The sequence below is a fragment of the Methylobacterium ajmalii genome (assembly GCF_016613415.1).
GTDB lineage: Bacteria > Pseudomonadota > Alphaproteobacteria > Rhizobiales > Beijerinckiaceae > Methylobacterium > Methylobacterium ajmalii.
Genome location: NZ_JACWCT010000099.1, coordinates 1 through 23,558, shown reverse-complemented (window position 1 = coordinate 23,558; position 23,558 = coordinate 1). Strand labels below are relative to the sequence as shown.

Genomic DNA, 23,558 nt, shown 5'->3' with positions numbered 1-23,558 from the left:
GGCGAGGCCGCGCCCGACCAGGCCGCCCGCGACCCGGGCGTGCCGGCGACGACCGGCGAGGCGGGGCGGCGGGGCGCGGGCCTCGGCCTGCACGCCTCGACCCTGTCGCAGCTCTTCTCGCTCTTCCGCTCGTCCGAGCCGCGGGGATTTCGCGGGATGGTGGTGAGCTACCCGCCCGACCGGCCGCTCGAGAACCGCTTCCGCCTGCGCCTTCGCCTGCGCGGCTGGACCTGGCGCCTCGTCGACCTCGAGCTGCCCTCGGCCCTGCGCGAACGCATCAGCCAGCGGCTCACCGGTGCGATGCAGCGCTGAGGCTCACGGCCGGCGCATCCCCTTGATGCGCCGGATGCCCCTCCTCATATCTGGTTCCGGGCCGGCGGAGTTGCGGTCGGCCTCGACGGGTGCTGCGCTGGCGGGCCCGGATTGACCGAAGTGCCTCTCGCAACAGGGCTTCGCCGAGACCATGACGCGTCCTTCGCCGTTCGGGCATCCGTTCCTCCTGGGCTTCGACGAGATCGAGCAGGCGCTCGACCGCGTCGCCAAGGCGGCCAACGACGGATACCCGCCCTACAACATCGAGCGCCTGCCCCGCACCGAGCGCGAGCCGGAGCGGCTCAGGATCACGCTCGCGGTGGCGGGCTTCACCCGCGACCAGCTCGACGTGACCCTCGAGGAGAGCCAGCTCATCGTCCGCGGCCGCCAGGCCGACGACAAGAGCCGGACCTTCCTGCACCGGGGCATCGCCGCCCGGCAGTTCCAGCGCGCCTTCCTGCTCGCCGACGGCATGGAGGTGCTGGGGGCCGACCTGTCGAACGGCCTCCTGTCGATCGACCTCGCCCGGCCCGAGCCCGAACGCATCGTGCGACGGATCGACATCGGCGCGCGCGACGGCGACTGACCGTCCCCATATCGTCTTCATCGTACCGGCCAGCCGCTTCGGGGCTCTCTCGGCCGGTACCGTCCTGCCGCCTTTGAGAGGAGGGCGCATCATGTCCGACACCACCCTGAATCCCGACCTCGACCCGTCGGCGCTCGCGGCGCTCGGCGAGGGCCATGTGGCCTATGTCCGCGCCATGCGCTCGGAGGAGGTCAAGCGCCTCTTCCCCGAGGCGCCGGACCTCACCCCCGGCCTCGACTTGTTCGCCCTCCTGTCCGCGAGCGGCGCGCCGATCCTGCTCACCGACAGCCGCGACGCGGCCTTCGCCAATGCTTGGGCGCACGACCTCCAGGCGATGAGCGTCCATTAGCGAAGTCCAAAAGGCCGCCGCGGGCGCGACGGCCTTCCGCGCGGGCTATGCGGTCCGCGGCGCGATCCCCTCGACCGCCGCGACCAGGCGGTCGAGGTCGGCCGGGCCGGAGAGGCGGTGGTCGCCCTCCTTGATCAGGGTCACGACCACGCCCGTCTCGGGCAGCCGCTCGACGAGCCGCATCGCGTGGGTCCAGGGCACGTCCGGGTCGGCCATGCCCTGCAGGATATGCACCGGGCAGCCCGGGTCGATCGGCCGGTCCAGCATCAGGTGGCGCCGCCCGTCCTCGATCAGGGCGCGGGTCACCGGTGTCGGCTCGGGCGAGTATTGCGACTCGCGCTGCCACACCCCGTCCTCCATCACCTGCCGGCGGATCGCCTCGGGAAACTGCGCCCACATCAGCGCCTCGGTGAAGTCGGTGGCCGGCGCGATCAGCACCAGCCCCGACGGCTTCACCCGAGCGGCGGCGAGCAGCGCGATCCAGCCGCCCATCGAGGAGCCGACCAGGATCGGGCGCTCGGGCGCCAGGGCGGCCACGACGACCTCGGCGTCGGCGAGCCAGTCCGAGATCGTGCAATCGGCGAAGGCGCCGTCCGACTCGCCGTGGCCGGTATAGTCGAAGCGCACGAAGGCCCGGCCCCGCGCCGCCGCCCAGGCGTCGAGCGCCTCGGCCTTGCTGGCGCGCATGTCCGAGCGGAACCCGCCGAGCCACACCACCGGCGGCCCGGCGCCGGGGCGCACCAGGGTGGCGAGGCGGCGCCCCCGCACATTCAGCATCGTGGCGGGGACAGGCAAGGGCACTCCCGGGGTCGCCTCCGACGTCGATCCCGCAATGGTTCCCGGTACGGTTCGCGATTTGGCGTCCTGCATCGGTGTTATCCCCGCTATTCCGGCCGCCGCCCTGGTCACGGACGGGCGGCGCCCAAGGTTTACCGATCCGCAACGGGGTCGGGCGACTTTGACCCATCGTCCCGGTGCGGATCGTGTCCGGCAGCTTCTACACCGGCGGCCGTCGGCGCACCCTCACTTCCTGCGTGGAGCAGGCACCGTCATGCCGCGAGCGCTGCGATCAGAACCCTGACCCGGAGTCCCATGCCGTCGAGCCAGGCCACGCCGTTCCCGGCCGCGAGCCACCCGTTGGCCGGCCGCACCGTGCTGCAGATCATCCCGGAGCTCGACGCCGGCGGCGCCGAGCGCACCGCCGTCGACGTGGCGGCGGCCCTCGCCGCGGCGGGCGCCCGGGCGCTGGTCGCCACCGAGGGCGGCCGCCTCGTCGGTGAGCTGCAGGCCAAGGGCGGCGCCTGGGTGCCGTTCCCGGCCCGCAGCAAGAACCCGTTCGCGATGGCGGTCAACGTCGGACGGCTCGCCCGCATCTGCCGGGCGGAGGGGGTCGAGCTGATCCATGCCCGCTCCCGCGCTCCCGCCTGGGTCGCGCTCGGGGCGGCGCGCCGCCTCGGCCTGCCCTTCGTCACCACCTATCACGGCAGCTATGCCGGCCGCTCGCCGGCCAAGCTCCTCTACAACTCGGTGATGGCGCGGGGCGACGTGGTGATCGCCAACTCGCACTTCACCGCCGACGCGATCCGCAGGCTCTTTCCGCAGGTGGCCGGCGACCGGGTGCGGGTGATCCATCGCGGCACCGACCTGTCCGCCTTCACGCCCGGCCAGGTCGCGCCGCAGCGGGTCGAGGCCCTGCGCCGGGCCTGGGGCGTCGCCCCGCACGAGCGGGTGGTGCTGCTCGCCGCCCGCCTCACCGCCTGGAAGGGCCACCGCGTGCTGATCGAGGCCGCCGCCGCGATGCGCGCCCAGGGCCTCGGCGACTTCACGGTGGTGCTCGCCGGCGATCCTCAGGGGCGCACCGGCTACCTGCGCGAGCTCGACGCGATGATCGCCGCCCACGGCCTCTCGGACCAGGTCAAGCGCGTCGGCCATTGCAGCGACATGCCGGCGGCCTACCGGGCCGCCTCGGTGGTGGCGGTGCCCTCGACCGAGCCGGAGGCCTTCGGCCGCGCGGCGGTCGAGGCCCAGGCGCTCGGCACGCCGGTCGTGGTCTCGGATCTCGGCGCCGTGCCCGAGACCGTGCTCGCGCCCCCGGAGGTGCAGGCCTCCGAGCGCACCGGCTGGCGCGTGCCGGCCGGCGACTCCCAGGCACTCGCCGGCGCCCTCGCGGATGCCCTGCGCCTCGGCGCCAGCGCCCGCGACGCCCTGGTGCGCCGCGCCCGCCGCCACGTCGAGGCGCATTTCTCGCTGGAAATGATGCTCGCCGACACCCTGGCGATCTACGCCGAGCTCCTCGGCGCGGCACCGGCAGGGGAGGGGAGGTAGCCGCGGGTGGCGGGAAACCGGGCCGCAACCAAGTCCGCCTGCCGCGAGTTGACAAACCGGGCGATCTCGCCAAGGTGCTAGTGTACACCCGAGTATGCCCGCGCGGTGGTTCGGGGCCGCCCCTCAGGGGGATGCGGCCCGCGGGCCGCCGCCGGACGACGTGACTGAGGAGATTGAAGCCATTCGCAGACCTATGAGAGCCATGCCGGCCCCGCAGAAGGACGGGCCGCGCGCGAACCGGGACATCCGCGGCGTCCGCGAGGTGCAGCTCATCGACGATACCGGGCAGAACCGCGGCGTCATGGGCTTCTTCGAAGCGCTGCAGGTCGCCGAGGAAGCAGGCCTCGACCTCGTCGAGATCGCGCCGAACTCCGTGCCTCCGGTCTGCAAGCTTCTCGACTACGGCCGCTTCCGCTTCAACGAGCAGAAGAAGCAGGCCGAGGCGCGCAAGCGGCAGAAGACCGTCGAGGTCAAGGAGATCAAGCTCCGGCCCGGCATCGACAAGCACGACTACGAAGTCAAGATGAAGGCCGTGCAACGGTTCTTCGAGGAAGGCGACAAGGTCAAGGTGACGCTCCGCTTCCGCGGTCGCGAGATGGCGCACCAGGACCTGGGTCTGCGCCTGCTCGAGCGCGTGAAGGCCGAGACGCAGGAGATCGCCAAGGTGGAGAGCGAGCCGCAGCTCGAAGGCCGCCAGATGATCATGATCCTGGCGCCGCGCTAACCAGCGCACGGCGCCTCGCCGCGCGTCTCGCGCGGCCGGGATCGGTTGACCGCTCCGGGCGCGGGCGTCTCCTTCGGAGAACCCGCGCGGGGAGCATCGAAGGGCCGGGCATGTCCCGGCCCATCGCTTTTTTGCGGGCTACTTCAGCAGCACCACCTGCGCGTCGCCGGTCCGGCGCACCACGTTGACGGTCACGTCCTGGCCGTGGCGGTGCAGCAGCAGGTCGACGTGGCTGTCGCCGAGCTTCAGGTTGCGGATCAGCACGTCGTCGAGGAAGGACGGCAGGATCGGGTCGCGGAAGCGGATCCGGTTGCGGTCGTGGCGCAGCTCCAGCCCGAGGCAGGCCGCCAGGAACGCGAAGGGCGCGGCCGCCGCCCAGGCCTGCGGGCTGCAGGCGACGGGATAGTTCGTCGGCCCGCGCTGCTTGCGCTGGATGAAGCCGCAGAACAGCTCCGGCAGGCGCCGCCCCTCCTGGTAGAGCGAGGCGCCGTGCTGACCCTCGAACACCCGCGCGGCTTCCGCCTTCAGGCCGTAGCGGGCGAGGCCGAGAGCGACGAGCGCGTTGTCGTGCGGCCAGATCGAGCCGTTGTGGTACGACATCGGGTTGTAGCGCGCCTCGCCGACCGCGATGGTGCGCACGCCCCAGCCGTTGAACCCGTCCTTCGACATCAGCACCGCGGCGACGCTCTCGGCCCGCTCCGGATAGGCGATGCCGGTGAACAGCGCGTGGCCGGCATTCGAGGAGCGCACCGCGCAGGGGCGCTTCTCGCCGTCGAGCGCGATGGCGTAGGTGCCGATCTCCGGCAGCCAGAACTTTTCGTCGAAGGCCTTGCGCAGCCGCTCGGCCTCGCCCTTCAGCCGCTCGGAGAGCGCCTGGTCGCCCATCAGCGCCGCGAGTTTCGCCGCACCCTTCTTGGCGGCGTAGACGTAGCCCTGGACCTCGCACAGCGCGATCGGCCCCTGCGCCATCCGGCCGTCGGCGTGGAAGATCGAATCGTGGCTGTCCTTCCAGCCCTGGTTGGCCAGGCCCTTCTCGGTCTCGCGGGCGTATTCGACGAAGCCGTCCTTGTCCCGGTCGCCGTACTCGTCGATCCAGTTGAGCGCCGCCAGGATATTCGGCCAGATCTTCTCGACCGTCGCCTGGTCGCCGGTCTGCTCGTAGTACTGCCCGGCCAGCATCACGAAGAGCGGCGTCGCGTCGATGGTGCCGTAATAGAGCTTGAACGGCACCTCGCCGAGGATCGCCATCTCGCCGTTGCGGGTCTCGTGCAGCACCTTGCCGGGCTGGGCGTCGGCGGCCGGATCGACGGTGGTCGCCTGCGTCGCCGCGAGGTGACGCAGCACGCCCTTGGCGATCTCCGGGTCGATCCACAGCGTCATCATGGCGGTGATGATGCCGTCGCGCCCGAAGACCGTGCTGTACCAGGGGATGCCCGCATAGGGGTAGATGCCGTTCGGCGTGCGGCTCAAGAGCATGTAGAGGTCGGCCGTCGCCCGGCAGGCGGCCTCGTTGAACTGGTCGTTCGAGCTCTCGATCGTGGTGATGTTGGCGGTGGCCTTGCGCAGGTCGCGCCGCGCGTCGCGGTAGGCGAGCGCGAAGGTCATGCCCTCGCCCTTCGGGTGGCCCTCCTCGCGGCGCGGGTTCGGGTAGGCCGCGTGGGTGAACGGGAGCGCGCTGCCGATCACCGCCTCGCCCTCGCGGCCGAGATCGACCGTGTCGCAGATCGCCCGCACGAAGATCGAGGCCCGCCCGCCGGGGGCGAGCTTGACCTCGAACTCGGCCTTGTTCGCCTCGAGCCGCGCCGGCTTGGGGCCGAAGCGCAGGCGCGTGGTGCGCCGCCGCGCGTCGAGCCCGTCATAGGTGAACGTCACCTCGTCGGCGGCCGTCACCTCGACGCTGCGCTTGCCGCGATGCGCCCGGTCGCTGCCGCGGACCTCGAACAGGTCGCGAAAGTCGGCGTCGAAGCTCAGGGACACGCGCAGATGGCGGGGCTTGGTGTCGTAGTTGCGCAGGCCGATGCGGTCGTAGCAGGTGCCGCGGAAGAGAAACTTGGTCCGCTCCAGCGCGATGATCTCGCGCGGGATGCTGGTCTCGTCGTTGGCGTCGAGCCGGATGTCCGGCGTCGTCAGGTCGACCGAGAGGGCACCGTTGTCGTCCTGCACCACGGAGCCGAGCAGCATCGGCCGCTGGCCCTCGACGGTCAGCTCCAGCCGCGACAGGAAGCGCGTGTCCTGGAAGTACAGCCCCTCGGGCCCCGGGAAGACGCCGATGTCGCCGTAGCTGTCGAGCACCGCGAAGGCGTCGCCGTGCTTGAGCGAACGCAGCTGGCGCTCCACCAGCGAGGTCTGGGCCTCGATGTGGTATTGCGGCAGCGTCTCGTCGTCGGGGGCGGTCGCGACCATCGGCACAGCTTCACTCCTGGGGTCTTCGCTGCGCGACGCGGGGCGGGGCGTCGCGGGGATCGGGGCGAGGTCTCGGGGCTCCGGGCGGAGCGCCCGGACGGCAGCGGGAGGCGGGACCCGCGGCGATTCGCGGGTCGGACCCCACGCTAGAGCGAATGTGGGCCATCGTGCGGCGGGCGCCAGGGGGATGCGGCGCGGGTTCGGCACGGATTTCGGGCAGCACGCTTCCGTCCCGGACAGCCGTGCGGCAAACGCTCCGGCCGCACCGGCCGGCGATGCATCGCGCAAGGCAAAGGCCCGGCCCCCTCGCGGGGACCGGGCCTCGTCGTCGTCAGAACGTCGCCGGGCGGATCAGACCGCGCGCAGCACCGGGTGGGAGACGCCGTTGGTCGCCCCGTTGAGGGCGGCCGGGGCACCGATCGTCAGGCCCGGGATCTTGATCGCGTCGAGGTCGCCGGCGAGCAGCGACTCGTAGGCGGCGACGTAGGAGCGGGCCATGACGCTCGCGGTGAAGCGGGTCTCGAAGTAGCGGCGCACGCCCTCGCGGCTCATCGCCTTGCAGGTCTCGACCGCGGCGATGGCCTCGTCCATCGACTCGACCACGACGCCCGAGACGCCGTCCTTGATGACCTCCGGCACGGAGCCGTTGCGCCACGCGATCACCGGGGTGCCGGCCGACATCGCCTCGATCATCACCAGGCCGAAGGGCTCCGGCCAGTCGATCGGGAAGGCGAGCGCCAGGGCGTTGCCGAGGAATTCGTGCTTCTGGTCCTCGTTGATCTCGCCGATATACTCGATCAGCGGGTGATGGGTCATCGGCTCGATGACCTCGTCCCAGTATTCCTGGTCGGCCTTGTCGACCTTGGCGGCGATCTTCAGCTTCACGCCGGAGGCCTTGGCGATCTCGATCGCGCGGTCCGGGCGCTTCTCGGGCGAGATGCGGCCGAGGAAGGCGAGGTAGCCGCCGTCCTTCGGGTTGGGCGAGAAGCGGCAATTCTCCGCCGGCAGGCCGTGATGGATGGTCTGGAGCCAGTTGGCGTTCCCGGGCATCGGCCCGCGCTGGTGGTCGGAGATCGACACGAGCGGCATGCCCGTGAAGGTCCGGTAGACCGGCATGAAGTCCGGCACGTCGAGCCGCCCGTGCAGGGTGGTGACGCACTTGTGGTTGAACTCCTCGAACAGCGGGTACTGCAGGAGGTCAATGTGGAAGTGGATGACGTCGAACTCGTCCGCCCGCCGGCGCAGGTGGTAGAGCATGGCGAGGTGGCTGGCGACGTGGTCGCGGATGCCGGCGAGCCGCAGGCCCTCCGGGCAGCAAGCGACCAGCTTGGCGCTCGTCTCCGAGTCGCCGCTCGCGAACAGCGTGACGTCGTGGCCCTGGCGGACCAGCTCCTCGGTGAGCCACGACACGACACGCTCGGTGCCGCCGTAGAACTTCGGCGGAACGGCCTCCGCGAGGGGGGCTACCTGGGCAATGCGCACGAGGAAATCTCCTGAGACGCCAAACGGGCGGATCAACGTTGGCGGGGATCAAGCAGGATGGGGCCTGAGCGGCACATGAACGAAACCGCGCACCGGAGCTTATTGTTCCGGTGCGGCGCACAACGCCAGGGCGAGCCGGGCTCTGTTCCCGCCACACACAGGAGACGGTCGTCGCCGCCGCGACGATTGCGTGACGCCGCGGTCCCTGCTATGGCACGCACCTCGCTGAACCGCCCGGCCGTGAGGGCTGCCGTGGCGGTTCGTGTCGCTCCACCATCGATCGATCGACGATCGTCGGGATCCGCCCCGTGGCGGGACTCGGGAGGTGGAGTTCGCGTCAGGAGAGCAAAATGCCCAAGCTGAAGACCAAGTCGGGCGCCAAGAAGCGCTTCAAGATCACCGGGACCGGCAAGGTCATGTACGCCCAGGCCGGCAAGCGCCACGGCATGATCAAGCGGACCACGAAGCAGATCCGCAACCTGCGCGGCACGACCACCCTGTTCGAGGGCGATGCCGCCAACGTGAAGAAGTACTTCCTGCCGAACGCCCGCTGAGAACCGGCTTCGACAAAGAAGACGCTTCGTCCCGCATCTGTTTCGTAGACATCCCAGGAGATCACCATGGCCCGCGTCAAGCGCGGCGTGACCAGCCACGCCAAGCACAAGAAGGTTTTCAAGGCCGCCAAGGGCTATTACGGCCGGCGCAAGAATACGATCCGGATCGCCAAGCAGGCGGTCGAGAAGGGCATGCAGTATGCCTACCGCGATCGTAAGAACAAGAAGCGCAACTTCCGCGCCCTATGGATCCAGCGCATCAACGCCGCGGTCCGTCCGCACGGCCTGACCTACTCGCGCTTCATCGACGGCCTGGCCAAGGCCGGCGTGCAGGTCGACCGCAAGGCGCTCTCCGAGCTCGCCATTCACGAGCCGGCGGCCTTCGTCGCCGTGGTCGAGAAGGCCAAGTCGGCCCTGCCGGCCGAGCTCGTCAAGGCGGCCTAACGCGGTCGCCTCCCGGGCCGGCACCCTCGCGCGGGCCCTTCGAAGAGACCACCATCACGGCCCGCCCGCGCGGGCCGTTTTGCGTTGCGCGGGTCGTTTCCGGCGCCCCGGGTTGACGGGGCGGGGCGGCGCGTTGCAGGGCATCCGCGAGCCCGATTGAGCAGACCATGACCGATCTCACCAGCCTCGAAACCGATCTCCTCGCCCAGGTCGCCCATGCCGCCGACGAGGCCGCGCTCGAGGGCGTGCGCGTCGCCGCCCTCGGCAAGAAGGGCGCCGTCTCCGAGCTGCTGAAGACTCTGGGCGCCATGTCGCCCGAGGCGCGCAAGGAGCAGGGCCCGCTGATCAACGGCCTGCGCGACAAGGTCCAGGGCGCGATCCAGTCGCGGCGCGAGACGCTGGCGGAGGCCGCGCTGACCGCGCGTCTCGCCGCCGAGCGGATCGACGTGACGCTGCCGGTGCGCGAGGGGCCGGAGACGCGCGGGCGCATCCACCCGATCACCCAGGTGATGGACGAGATCACGGCAATCTTCGGCGACATGGGCTTCTCGATCGCGGAAGGGCCCGACGTCGAGACCGACGACCTCAACTTCACGGCGCTCAACTTCCCCGAGGGCCATCCGGCCCGGGAGATGCACGACACCTTCTTCCTGCGGCCCGACCGGGACGGGAAGCGCAAGCTCCTGCGCACCCACACCTCGCCGGTGCAGGTTCGCACCATGCGCTCCGTGCAGCCGCCGATCCGGGTGATCTGCCCGGGCCGCACCTACCGGCACGATTCCGACCAGACCCATACCCCGATGTTCCACCAGGTCGAGGGCCTGGTGATCGACAAGCAGGCGAACATCGCCCACCTGAAGTGGGTCCTGGAAGAGTTCTGCAAGGCGTTCTTCGAGGTCGACAGCGTCAAGATGCGCTTCCGGCCGTCGTTCTTCCCCTTCACCGAGCCGTCGGCCGAGGTCGACATCCAGTGCTCGCGCAAGGGCGGCGAGATCCGCTTCGGCGAGGGCGACGACTGGCTCGAGATCCTCGGCTGCGGCATGGTCCACCCGAACGTGCTGCGCAATTGCGGCCTCGACCCGGACTCGGTCCAGGGCTTTGCCTGGGGCATGGGCATCGACCGGATCGCGATGCTCAAATACGGCATGCCGGACCTGCGCCCGTTCTTCGAGGCGGATGTCCGCTGGCTCGAGCATTACGGCTTCCGTCCCCTCGACATCCCGAGCCTGGTCGGCGGCCTGACCGGCTGAGCGCATCCGCTTCGCCTCCGGTGACGGGCGGGCCGGGTCGCTCCCGGTGATGCCCGTCTTCGTGCCCGACCGCCCTCCGCATCACGAAGACCCGGCTCGCCTGAGCCGAGAGGTTTAGCCCCATGAAATTCACCCTCTCCTGGCTCAAGGACCACCTCGACACCGACGCTTCCCTCGACGTGATCGTCGAGACGCTGACCCGCATCGGGCTGGAGGTCGAGCGCGTCGAGGACAAGGCGGAGGCGCTCGCCGCCTACCGCATCGCCGCCGTGCTCACCGCCGAGCAGCACCCGAACGCCGACCGGCTGCGGGTCTGCACTGTCGACACCGGCGAGGGCGCGCCCGTGCAGGTGGTCTGCGGCGCGCCGAACGCGCGGGCCGGCATGAAGACCGTGTTCGCGCCCCCCGGCACCTACGTGCCGGGCAAGAACATCACCCTGTCGGTGGGCGTGATCCGCGGCGTCGAGAGCCGCGGCATGCTGTGCTCGGGCTCCGAGCTCGGCCTGTCGGACGACCACGACGGCATCCTGGACCTCCCGGCCGACGCCGCCGTCGGCCAGGCCTACGCGGCCTTCGCCGGGCTCGACGACCCGGTGATCGAGATCAACCTGACGCCGAACCGCCCCGACTGCACCGGCATCCACGGCATCGCCCGCGACCTCGCGGCGGCCGGCATCGGCACGCTCAAGCGCGGGCAGCTGGCGCCGGTCAAGGGGGAGGGGGCCTGCCCGGTCGCCGTCACCCGCGACTTCGCGCCGGAGGACGCGCATCTCTGCCCGCTCTTCGGCCTCCGGCTGGTCCGCGGCGTCAAGAACGGTCCGTCGCCCGAATGGATGCGCCGGCGCCTGACCGCGATCGGCCTGCGGCCGATCAATGCGCTCGTCGACATCACCAACTACGTCACCTTCGACCGCGGCCGGCCGCTGCACGTCTTCGACGCCGCCAAGGTGAAGGGCGCCCTCACCGTGCGGCGCGCCCGCGACGGCGAAGAGATCGTGGCCCTCGACGGGCGGACCTATCGGCTCGACGACAACGCGATCGTCATCGCCGACGAGGCCGGCGTCGAGTCGATCGCCGGCATCATGGGGGGCGAGCATTCCGGCTGCGACGAGGGCACGACCGACGTGCTGATCGAGTCGGCCCTGTGGGACCCGCTCACCATCGCCCGCACCGGTCGCCGCCTCGGCATCGTCACCGACGCCCGCTACCGGTTCGAGCGCGGGGTCGATCCGGCCTTCGCCCTGCCGGGGCTCGATCTGGCGACGAAGCTCGTGCTCGACCTGTGCGGCGGTACCCCGAGCCAGTCCACCGTCTCGGGCGAGGTGCCGGACACCGACCGCATCATCGACTTCCCATGGACCGAGGTGCGCCGGCTGTCCGGCCTCGACCTGCCGCGGCCCGAGATGAAGGTGACGCTGGAATCGCTCGGCTTCCACGTCGCCGGCTCGGGGGATCGCGCCAAGGTGCTCTCGCCGTCCTGGCGCCCCGACGTCGAGGGCAAGGCCGATCTCGTCGAGGAGATCGTGCGCATCGCCGGCCTCGACCGGATCGAGCCCAAACCGCTGCCGCGGATCGACGCGACGGTGATCCGCCCGGTGCTGACGGTGATGCAGAAGCGCACCCGGCAGGCCAAGCGCGAATTCGCTGCCCGCGGCCTCGTCGAGGCGGTGACCTGGTCGTTCATCGCGCATGACGACGCCACCCTGTTCGGCGGCGGCAAGCCGGAACTGGCGCTGGCCAATCCCATCGCCGCCGACCTCTCGGACATGCGCCCGAGCCTGGTACCGGGCCTCGCCCGCGCCGCGCAGCGCAACGCCGACCGCGGCTATGGCGACGTCGCCCTGTTCGAGGTCGGGCAGTGCTTCGCCTCCGACCAGCCGGAGGGCCAGACCACCAAGGCGACCGCGCTCCGCCGCGGCTCCGCCCGTCACGGCGGCGCCGGCCGGCACTGGGACGGCGCGGCAAAGCCCGTCGACGCCTTCGAGGCCAAGGCCGACGCGCTGGCGCTGCTCACCTCCCTCGGCGTGCCGACCGGCGGCCTCCAGGTCGTGGCCGGCGGGCCGGACTGGCTGCATCCCGGCCGCTCCGGCACGCTCCAGTTCGGGCCGCGCAACCAGGTCGGGTTCTTCGGTGAGCTGCACCCGCGGGTGCTCAAGGCCCTCGACATCAAGGGCCCGGTGGTGGTCTGCGAAATCACGCTGGACGCCCTGCCGTTGCCGAAGCACCGGCCGACCAAGATGAAGCCGGCCGCCACCCTGCCGGACTTCCAGCCGCTGACCCGCGACTTCGCATTCGTGGTCTCCCGGAGCGTGGCGGCGGGCGACATCCTCAAGGCGGCGCAAGCCGCCGAGCGCAATCTCGTGACGGGCATCGAGGTGTTCGACGTCTACGAGGGCGCGGGAATCGGCGAGGACCAGAAGTCCGTCGCCGTGGCAGTGCGGCTCCAGCCGACCGACCGCACCCTCACCGATGCCGAGATCGAGGCGGTGAGCCAGAAGATCGTCGCAGAGGTGGCGCGCAAGACCGGCGCGACGCTGCGGGGCTGAGCCCGACCAAGCCGGCGGCGCGCCCCGCGCCGCCGGGCGGCAGGAACGAGGAGGCGGGCATGGTGGACACCGATCTGGTCCGGGAGCTCTCGGCGGCGACCTACCTGCCGGAGAAGGCGATGGAGCGGGCGCTGGCGGCGCCTGGCTCGATCGCCGAGCCGGTCCTGGCGATCCTCGACCAGGCCGCCGACCGCGAGGGCGAGGCGCTGACCGAGCCCGAGCGCAGCCTGCTGTTCTGGGGCATCCACGTCCTGGCCTCGGCCCGCGACACCCGCATCCATCAGCCGCTGATGCGCCTCCTGCGCCGCGACGACGACGCGATCGCGGCGGCGCTCGGCGAGGATTACCCGAATACCCTCGCGTGCCTCGTCATCGGCTCGTTCGAGGGCGATGCCGAGGGACTGCTGGCGGCGATCGGCGGCGAGGCGCCGGTCGGCATCGCCCGGATGCAGCTTTTCCACGCGCTGGCGCTGCTCACCGTCGACGGGCGCATCGACCGTGAGGCGGCCAAGGCCTTCCTGGTCCGGTTCGATACCGAGCGTCTGGCCCCGCCCGAGGCCGAGGAGGTCTGGCAGGGCTGGGAGGACGCGGTCTCGCTGATCGGCTTCGACGACCTCGTTCCCCGCCTCAAGGCGGCGCGCAAGGACGGCCGCAACGCCGGCAACGTCATCGACTGGGAGACGGTGCAGGAGACCCTGAAGGAGGCCCGCCTGCGGCCGAAGAGTCGCGCGCGCTTCGACGACCTGCTGATCGGCCATCTCGACGACCCGGTCGGGGTGCTCGCCCACACCCGCGAGGGCGCACAGACCTTCCAGCCCGACCTCGACGAGGACGGTTTTCCGATCCCCGAGCGCAATCCCTACCGCGACGTCGGCCGCAACGATCCCTGTCCCTGCGGCAGCGGCAAGAAGTTCAAGAAGTGCTGCCTCGACAAGGTCGAGCAGGGATTCGCGGCCCTGCCGCCGCTGCCGCCGGGGCGCTGACCGCTGGCGGGTCCAGACTGCCGTCGCGCCCCGGCGGTACCCCGCCGGCGCCGCGCGACGCGGACCAACCGGTCTTGCCATGTCATGACAACCGCTGCGGGAATGACTTGCTCCGGCGGCGGATCATATTTTATGCATTCTGCCCTGATATGAGGCAGGGACGTGACTGGCGGATATTCGTTCTCATCCCGCAGATGCTCGGTCTCGCGCGCCGTGCCGGCCGCCTCGTCCGGCGAATTGATGTCGCGGCAGTCTCGCGCGATGATTTAGTCATGGTTTGAAACGTCGCTGTTCATTTGTTGCAGCTTGCGACACATTTACGAAACGTTCCGGAATGTGCCGTAACGTCCATTCGATTGTAGTGGTCGATGGGACGGACGATCCGATGAGAATTCCCCTGCGTGCGCGACTGTACGGCGGTTTCGCGCTCTTGGCGGTGCTGGTCGCGGTGATGGGCGGTTTCTCGTATCGGCAGACCGACAGCCTCGACGATCTGTTCACGCAGAAGGCGCAGCTCGAGCAGGCGGCGCGCGAACTCTACACGCTGAACGGCCTGACCGACCGCTTCGCGGCCCAGAGCCTGAAGTACCGCACGACCCAGACCGACGAGATGGCGGCCGGGATGCAGGCGAGCCTGTCGGACGTCGCGCAGCTCGCCGAGGGGCTGATGCAGCGGGCGCTCTCGGAGGATCGGCGCGTCCTCTATGCCGGCCTGCGCGACCAGGCGAACCGCCTCATCGCCGAGATGCCGCGGTTCGCCGCCCTCGGCGTGCAGATCCGCGAGAACAAGGCCGGCGTCTACACCTCCGGCGACGACCTGACCAAGGCCTCGGGCACCCTCGTCGCCCAGCTGCGCGCGGGCGGCGACGACGCGGTCCTCGTCCAGGCGGTGGAGATCGAGCGGACCCTGCTGCTGTTCCGCGTGATGAACTGGCGCTTCCTCGCCACCACCGATCCGAAGACCCGCGCGCTCTCGGCCGCGCAGTTCACCAGCGCCGAGGCGACGATCGCGAAGCTGAAGACCCTCGACCTCAGCCCGGCGCAGCGGCGCGACCTCGGGGCCGTGGAGGAAACGCTCCATCGCCTCAACCGCCACATCACCGCGGCGGCCGCGGCGATCCTGGAGAGCGAGGCCCTCTACGAGCGGACCCTGAAGCCCCAGGCCGAGGCGATCGCCGCCGCCGGCGGCGTCGTGCGCGGCAAGCTCGATGCCGCGCTCCAGGAGGTCGCGGCCCGCAGCAGCGAGACGATGGACTCCGCCAAGCGGGTGCAGGCCGGGCTCCTCGGCGTGATCCTGGCGATCAGCCTCGCGCTCGCGATCCTGATCGCCCGCGGCATCACCCGCCCGATCTCCGGCATGACCCGCGCGATGAGCCGCCTGGCCGCCGGGGAGACCGCCGTCGCGGTCCCGTCCCAGGACGCGACCGACGAGATGGGCGAGATGGCCCGCGCCGTCGAGGTATTCCGCCAGAACGCGATCGCGCGGCTCGAGCTCGAGGCCGACCAGGCGGCGCAGGCCTCCGCCCGCCAGCGCCGCGCCGACCGGGTCGACGCCCTCGTCGCCGCGTTCCAGCAGCGGGTCGCCGGTTCGCTCGGGATCGTGACCTCGGCCGCCACCGAGCTCGACGCCACCGCCCGCTCGATGAACCAGGTCGCCGACGGCACCAACGCCCAGGCGGTCGCCTCCAGCGCCGCCGCCGAGGAGACCTCCGCCAACGTCCAGACCGTCGCGGCCGCCGCCGAGGAGATGGTCGCATCCCTGCGCGAGATCGAGCGCCAGGTGATCCAGTCGCGCGAGGTCGCCGGCCACGCCGCCCACGAGGCCGCGGCCACCAACGGCGCCATGGCGAGCCTCGGCAATGCCGCGACCCAGATCGGGGCCGCCGTCACGACGATCTCGGCCATCGCCTCCCAGACCAACCTCCTGGCGCTCAACGCCACCATCGAGGCGGCCCGCGCCGGTGACGCCGGCCGCGGCTTCGCGGTGGTCGCCGCGGAAGTGAAGGAGCTCGCCGGCCAGACGGCGCGGGCGACCGAGGAGATCGGCGGCCAGATCGCGGCGATCCAGGCCGCCACCGATCAGGCGACCACCGCCATCCGGCAGATCGGCGGCACGATCGCGGCATTGAACGAGATCAGCGGCGCCATCGCGGCGACGGTGGTGGAGCAGACGGCGGCGACCGCCGAGATCTCCCGCAACGCCTCCGAGGCGGCCCGCGGCACCCAGGACGTCTCGTCGAGCGTCGCCCGCGTGCGGTCGCTCGCCGACCAGACCGGCGGCGCTGCCTCCCAGGTGCTCTCGGCCGCCGCCGAGCTGGCGACCCAGTCGCTGACCGTCAAGCAGGAGGTCGACGGCTTCCTGGGCGAGATCCGGGCGGCGTGAGGACGGCGCGGGGCGGGCCTACCGGTCCGTCCCGCTCAGCGGGTTGCCCGGGTCCCAGGCGTAGGACAGGGTCTCGAAGCGCAGGGAGCGGGCGTCGACCATCAGCAGGCGTCCGACCAGCGGCTCGCCGAAGCCCGCGACGGCGCGGATCACCTCCAGCGCCATCAGCGATCCCATCAGGCCGGCGAGCGCGCCGAGCACCCCGGCCTCGGCGCAGGTCGGCACGGAGCCCGCGGGCGGCGGGCTCGGGAAGAGGCAGCGATAGGTCGGGTTCGGCCGGCCGTCGGCTCCGGTCTCGTGGGCCCGGATCGTGGTGAGCGAGCCGTCGAACTGGCCGAGCGCCGCGGTCACCAGCGGCCGGCCGGCCCGGTAGCAGGCATCCGAGACGGCGTAGCGGGTGGCGAAGTTGTCCGAGCCGTCGGCGACGAGGTCGTAGCCGGCGATCAGCCCCTCGGCGTTCTCGGGGTTCAGCCGCAGGGCGTGGGTCTCGACCCGGACGTTCGGATTGAGCCGCGCGATGGCCTCCGCCGCGCTCTCGACCTTCGGCCGGCCGAGATCCGGCGTGCCGTGGATCACCTGGCGCTGGAGGTTCGAGAGCGAGACCGTGTCGTCGTCAACGAGCCCGATCGTGCCGATGCCGGCGGCGGCGAGGTATTGGATCAGCGGCGCGCCGAGGCCGCCGGCGCCGATCACCAGCACCCGGGCCGCCTTGAGCCGGACCTGGCCGGGGCCGCCGACCTCCCGCAGCACGATGTGGCGGGCGTAGCGTTCGATCTCGTCGGGGCTGAGCGCGGTCATGGGCCCTGGTTAAGCGAGAGGCGGGGCGCGGGGAAGGCCCCCCGGGATGCGCGGTTCTCACGCGCGGCGTTCGGCGCTAGGGCTCGCGGCGATCCACTCCTCGCCTTTCTGCGGATGCGCCCCGTGACCGATGCCCATTCTCCCCTCGCCCTGGCCCAGGGGCTGATCCGCTGCCCCTCCGTGACGCCGCAGGAGGGCGGGGCGCTCGCCTACCTGGCGGAGATCCTGGCCGCGGCCGGGTTCACGGTCGAGCGGCCGGTCTTCTCGGAGCCGGGCACGCCCGACATCGAGAACCTCTACGCCCGCCTCGGCGAGGGGCCGTGCCTGCTGTTTGCCGGCCATACCGACGTGGTGCCGCCGGGCGACGCCTCGGCCTGGCGCCACGACCCGTTCGAGGGCGTCATCGAGGGCGGCGAGCTGTTCGGCCGCGGCGCGGTCGACATGAAGGGCGGCATCGCCTGCATGCTGGCGGCGGTGCTGGCCTTTCTCGGCCGGCGCGGGCCGGATTTCGGCGGCGCCGTCGCGTTCCTGATCACCGGCGACGAGGAGGGGCCGGCGGTGAACGGCACCGTCAAGCTCCTCGACTGGGCGCGGGCGCGGGGCGAGCTTTTCGCCCACTGCCTGCTGGGCGAGCCGACCAACCCGGACGCGCTCGGCGAGATGATCAAGATCGGCCGGCGCGGCTCGCTCACCGCGAACCTGATGGTGCACGGGGTCCAGGGCCACGTCGCCTATCCGCACCGGGCCGAGAACCCGATTCCCGGCCTCCTGCGCCTGGCGCAGGGGCTGCTCGCCGAACCGCTCGATGCGGGAACGGCGCATTTCGACGCCTCGAACCTCGAATTCACCACGATGGATGTCGGCAATCCGGCAACCAACGTGATTCCGGCCGAGGCGCGGGCGACCTTCAACATCCGCTTCAACGACCTCTGGACGCCCGAGACCCTGGCCGCCGAGCTGGAGCGACGCCTGGCCGCCGCCGCCGGCAACGCGGTGCGCTACAGCCTCGACGTCCGCCCGACCAACTCCGTCGCCTTCCTCACGCAGCCCGACGCCTTCGTCGAGCAGGTGGCGGATGCGATCGAGGCCGAGACCGGCCGCCGGCCGGCCCTCTCGACCACCGGCGGCACCTCGGACGCGCGCTTCATCAAGGATGCCTGCCCGGTGATCGAGTTCGGCCTCGTCGGGCGGACGATGCACCAGGTCGACGAGCGGGTGGCGATCGCCGACCTCGATCGGCTGGCGGCGATCGTCGGGCGGGTGCTCGACGCCTATTTCCCCGAGGATGCTGCGACGCAGCGACAGGCTTGACCGGTCTTAGACGAAAGTTGAATCTGGCGGCCTCGATCCCGGAGGCCGCCGATGTTCCTGAGTGCTGACGAGGTGGCCCGCTCGCTGCGCGGCACCGCCGGGCTGATCGGCTGCCGGCCCGACGCCCTGCGCCATTTCGACGTGAGCGAGCGCGGCTTCTGGCGCTCCTTCGGGGCGGTCTGGCTCACCGCCCCGGCGGTCACGGTGGCGCTCGCCCTGGAGCGCGGGACCGGCACTGCGCTCTTTCAGCTCGACCACGTCACCCTGGCGGCGGTCGCCGGGATCGTCGCGGGGTTCCTCGCGGTGCCGGTGGCGATGATCGCGGTCCTGCGCCGTCTCGGCCGGACCCGGGCCTACGTGCCCTTCGTGGTCGTCACCAACTGGTGCCTGGCGGCGGGGCTGACGGTGCTGGCCCTGCCGGGCTGCCTGCTGCTCCTCGGCCTCGCCACACCGGGCCTCGCGGAGCTCTACGCCGCCGCCTTCGGGGTGGTGGTGCTGTGGCTGCACGCCCGCGCCGCCCGGGCGATCCTCGGCCTGCCGGGGCCGATCGCGGCTCTGGTCACGCTCGCGTGCTTCGGGCTCGTCCTGGGCTTTGCCGCAGGGGCGCACGTTTTGGTGTAAGCGGAGTCCAGGCCGTGACGGCAGCGTTCAATGGCCGGCGGGCGGCAAGTAGCGGAAGGCGGCGATCATGATACCGATGCCGGCCGCGACCGATGTGCCGAGCTTCATCTCGGCTCCGACATTGGCCGAGATGAGGTCCGCCTAGATAACTTCACGATCGCGTTGCAATCGCGAAGCTCTCCAAGTCTTTGTTTTGGCGCATTTTCTGCGACGAACCGGTTTCCACTTCGTCGGAAAATGCTCTGGTGGGAAAGACCTGCGATTTTGGCGTCCAGGCGAGCTTCGGTCTCCCGCAGGTCCGCCTTCAGCGCAGAGATGTCTTCCCGCATGTCGGTCCGCAGCGCAGCCGCGGTCTCCCGCAGGTCGGCCTTGGTCGTGAGCAAAGCCGAATCCGTTTCGCGCCCGTCCTCAGCACGCCCGTGATCGCTTCGGCCTGATCCTCCGACAGGCCGGACGCCTTGAGACGGCGGACCAGGGCATAGGTACCGGAGGCAACCGCGGTCATGGTCGGGTGCCCGGCTCTCGTATCGCCGACGATGTCAGAAACGTCGGACCCGGACACGCGGCGCGATGACGCTGGGTCAGACGAGGTCCGCCGGATAATCCACCCCGATCAACGTCAGCCCGCCCGAGGGCGCCAGCGGCCCGCAGCGGGTGCGGTCGCGGGAATCGAGGACGTCGCGCACGCCCTGCGGCGTAAGCCGCCCGCCGCCGGCGAGCATCAGAGTGCCGACCATGCCGCGGACCTGATGGTGCAGGAACGAGCGTGCCGCTGTGACGACGACGATCTCCTCGCCCTCCCGCGCCACGTCGAGCCGATCGAGGGTGCGCACCGGGCTGTTGGCCTGGCACTCCGCCGCCCGGAAGGCGGAGAAATCGTGCCGGCCGAGCATCAGCTGCGCCGCCTCGTGCATCAGGCCGGCATCCAGCGCCCAGGGCACGTGCCAGACGAAGCCGCGGGTGAGCGCCGGGGGTGAGCGGCGGTTGAGGATGCGGTAGCGATAGTGGCGTTTGATCGCCGAGTGGCGGGCGTCGAAGTCCGGGCCCACCTCGGCGGCCGCGATCACCGCCACCGGCTCGGGGCGCAGGTGGGCGTTGGCGGCGTCGCGCACGGTGTCGGTGCGCCACGGTTTGTCGAGGTCGAGATGGACGACCTGATGGGTGGCGTGCACGCCGGCATCGGTGCGCCCGGCGCAATGCACCCGCACCGGTCCGCCGACGAAGCGGGCGATGGCCTCCTCCAGCGCCTGCTGCACCGAGCGGTCGGCGGCCTGGCGCTGCCAGCCGGCGAAGGCGGTGCCGTCATACTCGACGACGAGCTTGTAGCGGGGCATCAGGCGAGGCGGGCGCCCGGGGCGAGCTGTCGGCCACGGGAAAAATCCTCGAACGGCATCGCGCCCTTGCCGGCGGGCTGGACCGTGACGAGCCGCAAGGCCCCCTCGCCGCACGCGACCGTGCCGGCGGCGTCGAGTAGCGTGCCGGGCTCGCCCGAGCCTTCCGCCCGGCGCGCCCGCAGTACCTTCACCCGCTCCGGCCCGCGGCCGAGATCGGCCATCAGGTAGGCGCCCGGGAACGGCGACAGGCCGCGGATCCGGTCGTAGAGGTCCTTGGCCGGCTGCGAGAGGTCGAGCCGTGCTTCCTCGTTGGTGATCTTGTGGGCGTAGGCGATGCCCTCCGGGTTCTGGGCCCGGAACTGCAGGTTGCCGCGCTCGAGCGCACCGAGCGCCCGCGCCATCAGGTCGGCGCCGAGCGGCATCAGACGGTCGTGCAGCTCGCCGGCGGTCATGTCGGGGGTGATGCCCACCCGCTCCAGCATCCCGACCGGGCCGGTATCGAGGCCCGGCTCCATCTTCATCACGGCGACGCCGGTCTCCTCGTCGCCCGCCATCACGGCGCGCTGGATCGGCGCGGCGCCGCGCCAGCGCGGCAGCAGGGAGGCGTGGAGGTTGAGGCAGCCCAGGGCCGGCGCGTCGAGGATCGCGGGCGGCAGGATCATGCCGTAGGCCACCACCACGGCGACGTCGGCCCCGTGGGCGCGAAACGTTTCCGCAGCCTCCTCGGTGCGCAAGGTCGTCGGCGTCAGCACGGGGAGCCCGAACTTCTCGGCGAGCGCCTGGACCGGCGAGGGCCGCAGGGCCATGCCGCGGCCGGCAGGGGCCGGCGCGCGGGTATAGACCGCCACGACCTCGTGGCCGCCGCCGACGATCTCGGCCAGCGTCGGCACCGCGAAGTCCGGGGTGCCCATGAACACGACCTTGAGCGGCATGTCAGGCGGCTTCGCGCTTGGCCGCCTTGGCGAACTTCTTCATCACCCGATCGCGCTTGAGCTTCGACAGGTGGTCGATGAACAGCACGCCGTTGAGGTGGTCGATCTCGTGCTGGAGGCAGGTGGCCAGCAGCCCGTCGGCCTCCTGCTCCACGGTCTCGCCGTCGAGGGTGCGGAAGCGGACCCGCACCCGGTCGGGCCGGATCACCTCGGCATAGTAATCGGGGATCGACAGGCAGCCCTCCTCGTAGGGGCGGGTCTCTTCCGATGACCAGACGATCTCGGGATCGAGGAGGACGAGCGGCTTGCGGTCCTCCTTCTCCTTAGAGGTGTCGATGGTGACGATGCGCACCGCCTCGCCGATCTGGATGCCGGCCAGCCCGACGCCGGGGGCGTCGTACATCGTCTCCAGCATGTCCTCGGCGAGCTTCCGCACGTCGCCGGTGATCGTGCCGACCGGCGCCGAGATCTCGCGCAGGCGCGCGTCCGGCAGGATGACGAGGGGACGGATGCTCATTCGGGCGCCAGCAAAGTCGGGGGGCCGGGCGCCGCAGCGGCGCCCGTGAGGTGTCCGGGAGATAAGGATTCGTCTCTCCGGGGTCAAACCCGATGTGGCGGCGCGGTCAGAACGCCGTGCGCTGCCGGATCGCTGCCGACAGGGTCCCCTCGTCGAGGTAGTCGAGCTCGCCGCCGACCGGCACGCCGTGGGCGAGCCGCGTCACCTTGATCGGCAGGTGGGTCAGGAGCTCGGTGACGTAATGGGCGGTGGTCTGGCCGTCGACGGTGGCGTTGAGCGCCAGGATCACCTCGCGCATCTCCGGTGCGCTCACCCGCTCGACCAGGCGGCCGAGATTCAGGTTCTCGGGCCGCACCCCGTCCAGCGCCGAGAGCACGCCGCCGAGCACGTGGTAGCGCGCCGTCACGGCGCCTGAGCGCTCCAGGGCCCAGAGGTCCGACACGTCCTCGACCACCACCAGCATCGAGGGGTCGCGGCTTTGGTCGCGGCAGATCGTGCAGGGATCCTGCGTGTCGACGTTGCCGCATTCGTGGCAGACGACGATCCGGTCGGAGGCGACCTTCATGGCGTCGGCGAGCGGCGCCAGCAGCGTCTCGCGCTTCTTGATGAGCTGGAGGGCGGCCCGCCGGGCCGAGCGCGGCCCTAAGCCCGGCATGCGGGCCAGGAGCTGGATCAGCCGCTCGATCTCCGGACCCGCGACGGCCTGGGGCATGAAACTTGGGCCTGCTTTGAGGACGGGGCCGTTTCCCCTCCCCACAAGGGGGAGGGGAGGGAGCTAGAACGGCAGCTTCATGCCGGGCGGCAGCGGCAGGCCCTTGGTCAGGTCCTGCATCCGCTCCTGGGCCGCCCGCTCGGCCTTGGCTTTGGCGTCGTTGAGGGCGGCGACGATCAGGTCCTCGAGGATCTCCTTCTCGTCCGGCACCAGCAGCGCGGGATCGACGGTGAGGCCCTTCACGTCGCCCTTCGCGGTCATCGTCACCGAGACGGAGCCGCCGCCCGACGCGCCCGTGACCTGGACGCCGTCGAGCTCGGACTGAAGGTCGGCCATCTTCTGCTGCATGGCCTGGGCCTGCTTCATCAGTCCCATGATGTCCATGGCGGCGTCCTCGCGGTGTGAGAGAGAAGTACGTCGAACGGGATGTGGGGCGCCGAGGGCCCGCCGGCTACAGGTCCGGGTCGTCGGAATCCGGCGGCGGGATGTCGTCGGGCTCCGCCGGGTCGGCGGCCTTGTCGCGCACGTCGACGATCTGGGCGCCCGGGAAGCTCTTGAGCACCGCCTGGACCAGCGGGTGGCTCGCCGCGCCCTGGTGGCGGCTCGCGACCGCGGCCTTGGCCCGGGCGTCGAGCGTCGCCTCGCCGGTCTCCTGCGACAGGGCCACCACCCAGCGCCGGCCGGTCCAGGCATGGAGCGCGTTGGCGAGGTCGGTCGCCAGCGTCGCCCGTCCGCCCTCGGCGAGGCGCAGCTCGATCCGGCCGTCCTCGAACCGGACCAGGTGCGCCTCGCGCTCCAGCGCCATCTTGAGGCCGATGTCGCGGCGCTCGTCGGCGAGCGCCACCACATCCTCGAACCGGCGCAGGCGCGGGCCGGTCTCCGCCTTCGGCGCCGCCTGCGGGACAGGCCGGGGCTCCGGCGCCGACGGCACCAGGGTCGGGCGCGGCATCGCCGGGGCCGGGGCGGGCGCGGGCGGCATCTCGGCGCGCGCC

The 23,558-nt window shown here is 71.3% G+C and carries 21 protein-coding genes and 2 pseudogenes; 13 read left to right on the top strand and 10 right to left on the bottom strand.

Annotated features, from left to right (window positions below):
• From HPY23_RS18855 to HPY23_RS18845, 3 genes and pseudogenes are all read left to right on the top strand, one after another.
• Positions 1 to 312 (top strand): annotated as a pseudogene (locus HPY23_RS18855) (DUF2939 domain-containing protein); the annotation flags it as partial.
• Between the two features lie 151 nt (positions 313 to 463).
• On the top strand, positions 464 to 898 hold the full coding sequence (locus HPY23_RS18850; protein WP_060848394.1) for an Hsp20 family protein: 435 nt from the start codon (positions 464 to 466) through the stop codon (positions 896 to 898).
• Positions 899 to 989: 91 nt separating this feature from the next.
• Positions 990 to 1,247 carry a BQ00720 family protein gene (locus HPY23_RS18845; protein WP_060848395.1) on the top strand — a complete coding sequence of 86 codons (258 nt, stop codon included), beginning with the start codon at positions 990 to 992 and terminating at the stop codon, positions 1,245 to 1,247.
• A 45-nt stretch (positions 1,248 to 1,292) separates the two neighbouring features.
• On the opposite strand, the gene HPY23_RS18840 is transcribed toward HPY23_RS18845, so the two are convergent.
• The gene (locus tag HPY23_RS18840) at positions 1,293 to 2,024 is read right to left on the bottom strand and encodes an alpha/beta hydrolase (RefSeq protein ID WP_060848396.1); all 732 of its coding nucleotides are present in this window, start codon (positions 2,022 to 2,024) and stop codon (positions 1,293 to 1,295) included.
• A gap of 315 nt (positions 2,025 to 2,339) precedes the next feature.
• Here HPY23_RS18840 and HPY23_RS18835 point away from each other — a divergent pair, with 315 nt between their 5' ends.
• Positions 2,340 to 3,572, top strand: coding sequence for a glycosyltransferase family 4 protein (locus tag HPY23_RS18835; RefSeq protein WP_091888785.1), 1,233 nt, complete (start codon positions 2,340 to 2,342; stop codon positions 3,570 to 3,572).
• 202 nt (positions 3,573 to 3,774) lie between these two features.
• Positions 3,775 to 4,296: a translation initiation factor IF-3 gene (infC, locus tag HPY23_RS18830; protein ID WP_063920055.1), complete on the top strand. Its 522-nt coding sequence runs from the start codon at positions 3,775 to 3,777 to the stop codon at positions 4,294 to 4,296.
• A 138-nt stretch (positions 4,297 to 4,434) separates the two neighbouring features.
• On the opposite strand, the gene HPY23_RS18825 is transcribed toward infC, so the two are convergent.
• Positions 4,435 to 6,699 (bottom strand): amylo-alpha-1,6-glucosidase, encoded by a 2,265-nt coding sequence (locus HPY23_RS18825; RefSeq protein ID WP_091888787.1) that lies wholly within the window; start codon positions 6,697 to 6,699, stop codon positions 4,435 to 4,437.
• 351 nt (positions 6,700 to 7,050) lie between these two features.
• Positions 7,051 to 8,181, bottom strand: coding sequence for a glycosyltransferase family 4 protein (locus tag HPY23_RS18820; protein WP_060848399.1), 1,131 nt, complete (start codon positions 8,179 to 8,181; stop codon positions 7,051 to 7,053).
• Positions 8,182 to 8,531: 350 nt separating this feature from the next.
• Between HPY23_RS18820 and rpmI the strand changes: the two genes are divergently transcribed.
• The 6 genes from rpmI to HPY23_RS18790 all read left to right on the top strand — a co-directional run bounded on the left by rpmI (position 8,532) and on the right by HPY23_RS18790 (position 16,341).
• Positions 8,532 to 8,735 (top strand): 50S ribosomal protein L35, encoded by a 204-nt coding sequence (rpmI, locus tag HPY23_RS18815; RefSeq protein WP_007561407.1) that lies wholly within the window; start codon positions 8,532 to 8,534, stop codon positions 8,733 to 8,735.
• 66 nt (positions 8,736 to 8,801) lie between these two features.
• Positions 8,802 to 9,179, top strand: coding sequence for a 50S ribosomal protein L20 (rplT, locus tag HPY23_RS18810; RefSeq protein WP_048428158.1), 378 nt, complete (start codon positions 8,802 to 8,804; stop codon positions 9,177 to 9,179).
• Positions 9,180 to 9,346: 167 nt separating this feature from the next.
• The gene (gene pheS, locus HPY23_RS18805) at positions 9,347 to 10,429 is read left to right on the top strand and encodes a phenylalanine--tRNA ligase subunit alpha (RefSeq protein ID WP_060848400.1); all 1,083 of its coding nucleotides are present in this window, start codon (positions 9,347 to 9,349) and stop codon (positions 10,427 to 10,429) included.
• Between the two features lie 122 nt (positions 10,430 to 10,551).
• Entirely contained in the window at positions 10,552 to 12,975 is a 2,424-nt protein-coding gene (gene pheT, locus HPY23_RS18800; RefSeq protein WP_091888789.1) for a phenylalanine--tRNA ligase subunit beta, read from the top strand.
• 59 nt (positions 12,976 to 13,034) lie between these two features.
• On the top strand, positions 13,035 to 13,958 hold the full coding sequence (locus tag HPY23_RS18795) for an SEC-C metal-binding domain-containing protein (RefSeq protein ID WP_091888791.1): 924 nt from the start codon (positions 13,035 to 13,037) through the stop codon (positions 13,956 to 13,958).
• A 385-nt stretch (positions 13,959 to 14,343) separates the two neighbouring features.
• Positions 14,344 to 16,341: a methyl-accepting chemotaxis protein gene (locus HPY23_RS18790; RefSeq protein WP_175540024.1), complete on the top strand. Its 1,998-nt coding sequence runs from the start codon at positions 14,344 to 14,346 to the stop codon at positions 16,339 to 16,341.
• An 18-nt stretch (positions 16,342 to 16,359) separates the two neighbouring features.
• Here the strand turns inward: HPY23_RS18790 and HPY23_RS18785 are convergent, their stop codons facing one another.
• Positions 16,360 to 17,139, bottom strand: a complete 780-nt coding sequence (locus HPY23_RS18785; protein ID WP_091888793.1) for a HesA/MoeB/ThiF family protein — start codon at positions 17,137 to 17,139, stop codon at positions 16,360 to 16,362.
• A gap of 114 nt (positions 17,140 to 17,253) precedes the next feature.
• Here HPY23_RS18785 and dapE point away from each other — a divergent pair, with 114 nt between their 5' ends.
• Entirely contained in the window at positions 17,254 to 18,450 is a 1,197-nt protein-coding gene (gene dapE, locus HPY23_RS18780) for a succinyl-diaminopimelate desuccinylase (RefSeq protein ID WP_091888795.1), read from the top strand.
• A 51-nt stretch (positions 18,451 to 18,501) separates the two neighbouring features.
• Positions 18,502 to 19,071, top strand: a complete 570-nt coding sequence (locus HPY23_RS18775) for a hypothetical protein (RefSeq protein ID WP_091888797.1) — start codon at positions 18,502 to 18,504, stop codon at positions 19,069 to 19,071.
• A gap of 581 nt (positions 19,072 to 19,652) precedes the next feature.
• Here HPY23_RS18775 and truA read toward each other — a convergent pair.
• The 6 genes and pseudogenes from truA to HPY23_RS18745 form a co-directional block, all read right to left on the bottom strand.
• The gene (gene truA, locus HPY23_RS18770; protein WP_060848408.1) at positions 19,653 to 20,405 is read right to left on the bottom strand and encodes a tRNA pseudouridine(38-40) synthase TruA; all 753 of its coding nucleotides are present in this window, start codon (positions 20,403 to 20,405) and stop codon (positions 19,653 to 19,655) included.
• A complete protein-coding gene (gene fmt / locus HPY23_RS18765) occupies positions 20,405 to 21,337 on the bottom strand; it encodes a methionyl-tRNA formyltransferase (RefSeq protein ID WP_091888799.1) in 933 nt (310 codons plus the stop codon). Before fmt ends, truA begins: the two co-directional genes overlap by 1 nt.
• Before the next feature lies 1 nt (position 21,338).
• Positions 21,339 to 21,854 carry a peptide deformylase gene (gene def, locus HPY23_RS18760; RefSeq protein WP_060848410.1) on the bottom strand — a complete coding sequence of 172 codons (516 nt, stop codon included), beginning with the start codon at positions 21,852 to 21,854 and terminating at the stop codon, positions 21,339 to 21,341.
• Positions 21,855 to 21,960: 106 nt separating this feature from the next.
• Positions 21,961 to 22,566: a recombination mediator RecR gene (gene recR, locus HPY23_RS18755; RefSeq protein WP_058620712.1), complete on the bottom strand. Its 606-nt coding sequence runs from the start codon at positions 22,564 to 22,566 to the stop codon at positions 21,961 to 21,963.
• Between the two features lie 63 nt (positions 22,567 to 22,629).
• On the bottom strand, positions 22,630 to 22,950 hold the full coding sequence (locus tag HPY23_RS18750) for a YbaB/EbfC family nucleoid-associated protein (protein ID WP_091888801.1): 321 nt from the start codon (positions 22,948 to 22,950) through the stop codon (positions 22,630 to 22,632).
• 67 nt (positions 22,951 to 23,017) lie between these two features.
• A pseudogene (locus tag HPY23_RS18745) lies at positions 23,018 to 23,558 on the bottom strand (DNA polymerase III subunit gamma/tau); the annotation flags it as partial.

Coding starts and splice junctions, on each gene's coding strand:
- HPY23_RS18850 (WP_060848394.1), top strand. CDS start 464: ATGACGCGTCCTTCGCCGTTCGGGCATCCGTTCCTCCTGGGCTTCGAC.
- HPY23_RS18845 (WP_060848395.1), top strand. CDS start 990: ATGTCCGACACCACCCTGAATCCCGACCTCGACCCGTCGGCGCTCGCG.
- HPY23_RS18840 (WP_060848396.1), bottom strand. CDS start 2,024: ATGCTGAATGTGCGGGGGCGCCGCCTCGCCACCCTGGTGCGCCCCGGC.
- HPY23_RS18835 (WP_091888785.1), top strand. CDS start 2,340: ATGCCGTCGAGCCAGGCCACGCCGTTCCCGGCCGCGAGCCACCCGTTG.
- infC (WP_063920055.1), top strand. CDS start 3,775: ATGCCGGCCCCGCAGAAGGACGGGCCGCGCGCGAACCGGGACATCCGC.
- HPY23_RS18825 (WP_091888787.1), bottom strand. CDS start 6,699: ATGGTCGCGACCGCCCCCGACGACGAGACGCTGCCGCAATACCACATC.
- rpmI (WP_007561407.1), top strand. CDS start 8,532: ATGCCCAAGCTGAAGACCAAGTCGGGCGCCAAGAAGCGCTTCAAGATC.
- rplT (WP_048428158.1), top strand. CDS start 8,802: ATGGCCCGCGTCAAGCGCGGCGTGACCAGCCACGCCAAGCACAAGAAG.
- pheS (WP_060848400.1), top strand. CDS start 9,347: ATGACCGATCTCACCAGCCTCGAAACCGATCTCCTCGCCCAGGTCGCC.
- pheT (WP_091888789.1), top strand. CDS start 10,552: ATGAAATTCACCCTCTCCTGGCTCAAGGACCACCTCGACACCGACGCT.
- HPY23_RS18795 (WP_091888791.1), top strand. CDS start 13,035: ATGGTGGACACCGATCTGGTCCGGGAGCTCTCGGCGGCGACCTACCTG.
- HPY23_RS18790 (WP_175540024.1), top strand. CDS start 14,344: ATGAGAATTCCCCTGCGTGCGCGACTGTACGGCGGTTTCGCGCTCTTG.
- HPY23_RS18785 (WP_091888793.1), bottom strand. CDS start 17,139: ATGACCGCGCTCAGCCCCGACGAGATCGAACGCTACGCCCGCCACATC.
- dapE (WP_091888795.1), top strand. CDS start 17,254: ATGCGCCCCGTGACCGATGCCCATTCTCCCCTCGCCCTGGCCCAGGGG.
- HPY23_RS18775 (WP_091888797.1), top strand. CDS start 18,502: ATGTTCCTGAGTGCTGACGAGGTGGCCCGCTCGCTGCGCGGCACCGCC.
- truA (WP_060848408.1), bottom strand. CDS start 20,405: ATGCCCCGCTACAAGCTCGTCGTCGAGTATGACGGCACCGCCTTCGCC.
- fmt (WP_091888799.1), bottom strand. CDS start 21,337: ATGCCGCTCAAGGTCGTGTTCATGGGCACCCCGGACTTCGCGGTGCCG.
- def (WP_060848410.1), bottom strand. CDS start 21,854: ATGAGCATCCGTCCCCTCGTCATCCTGCCGGACGCGCGCCTGCGCGAG.
- recR (WP_058620712.1), bottom strand. CDS start 22,566: ATGCCCCAGGCCGTCGCGGGTCCGGAGATCGAGCGGCTGATCCAGCTC.
- HPY23_RS18750 (WP_091888801.1), bottom strand. CDS start 22,950: ATGGACATCATGGGACTGATGAAGCAGGCCCAGGCCATGCAGCAGAAG.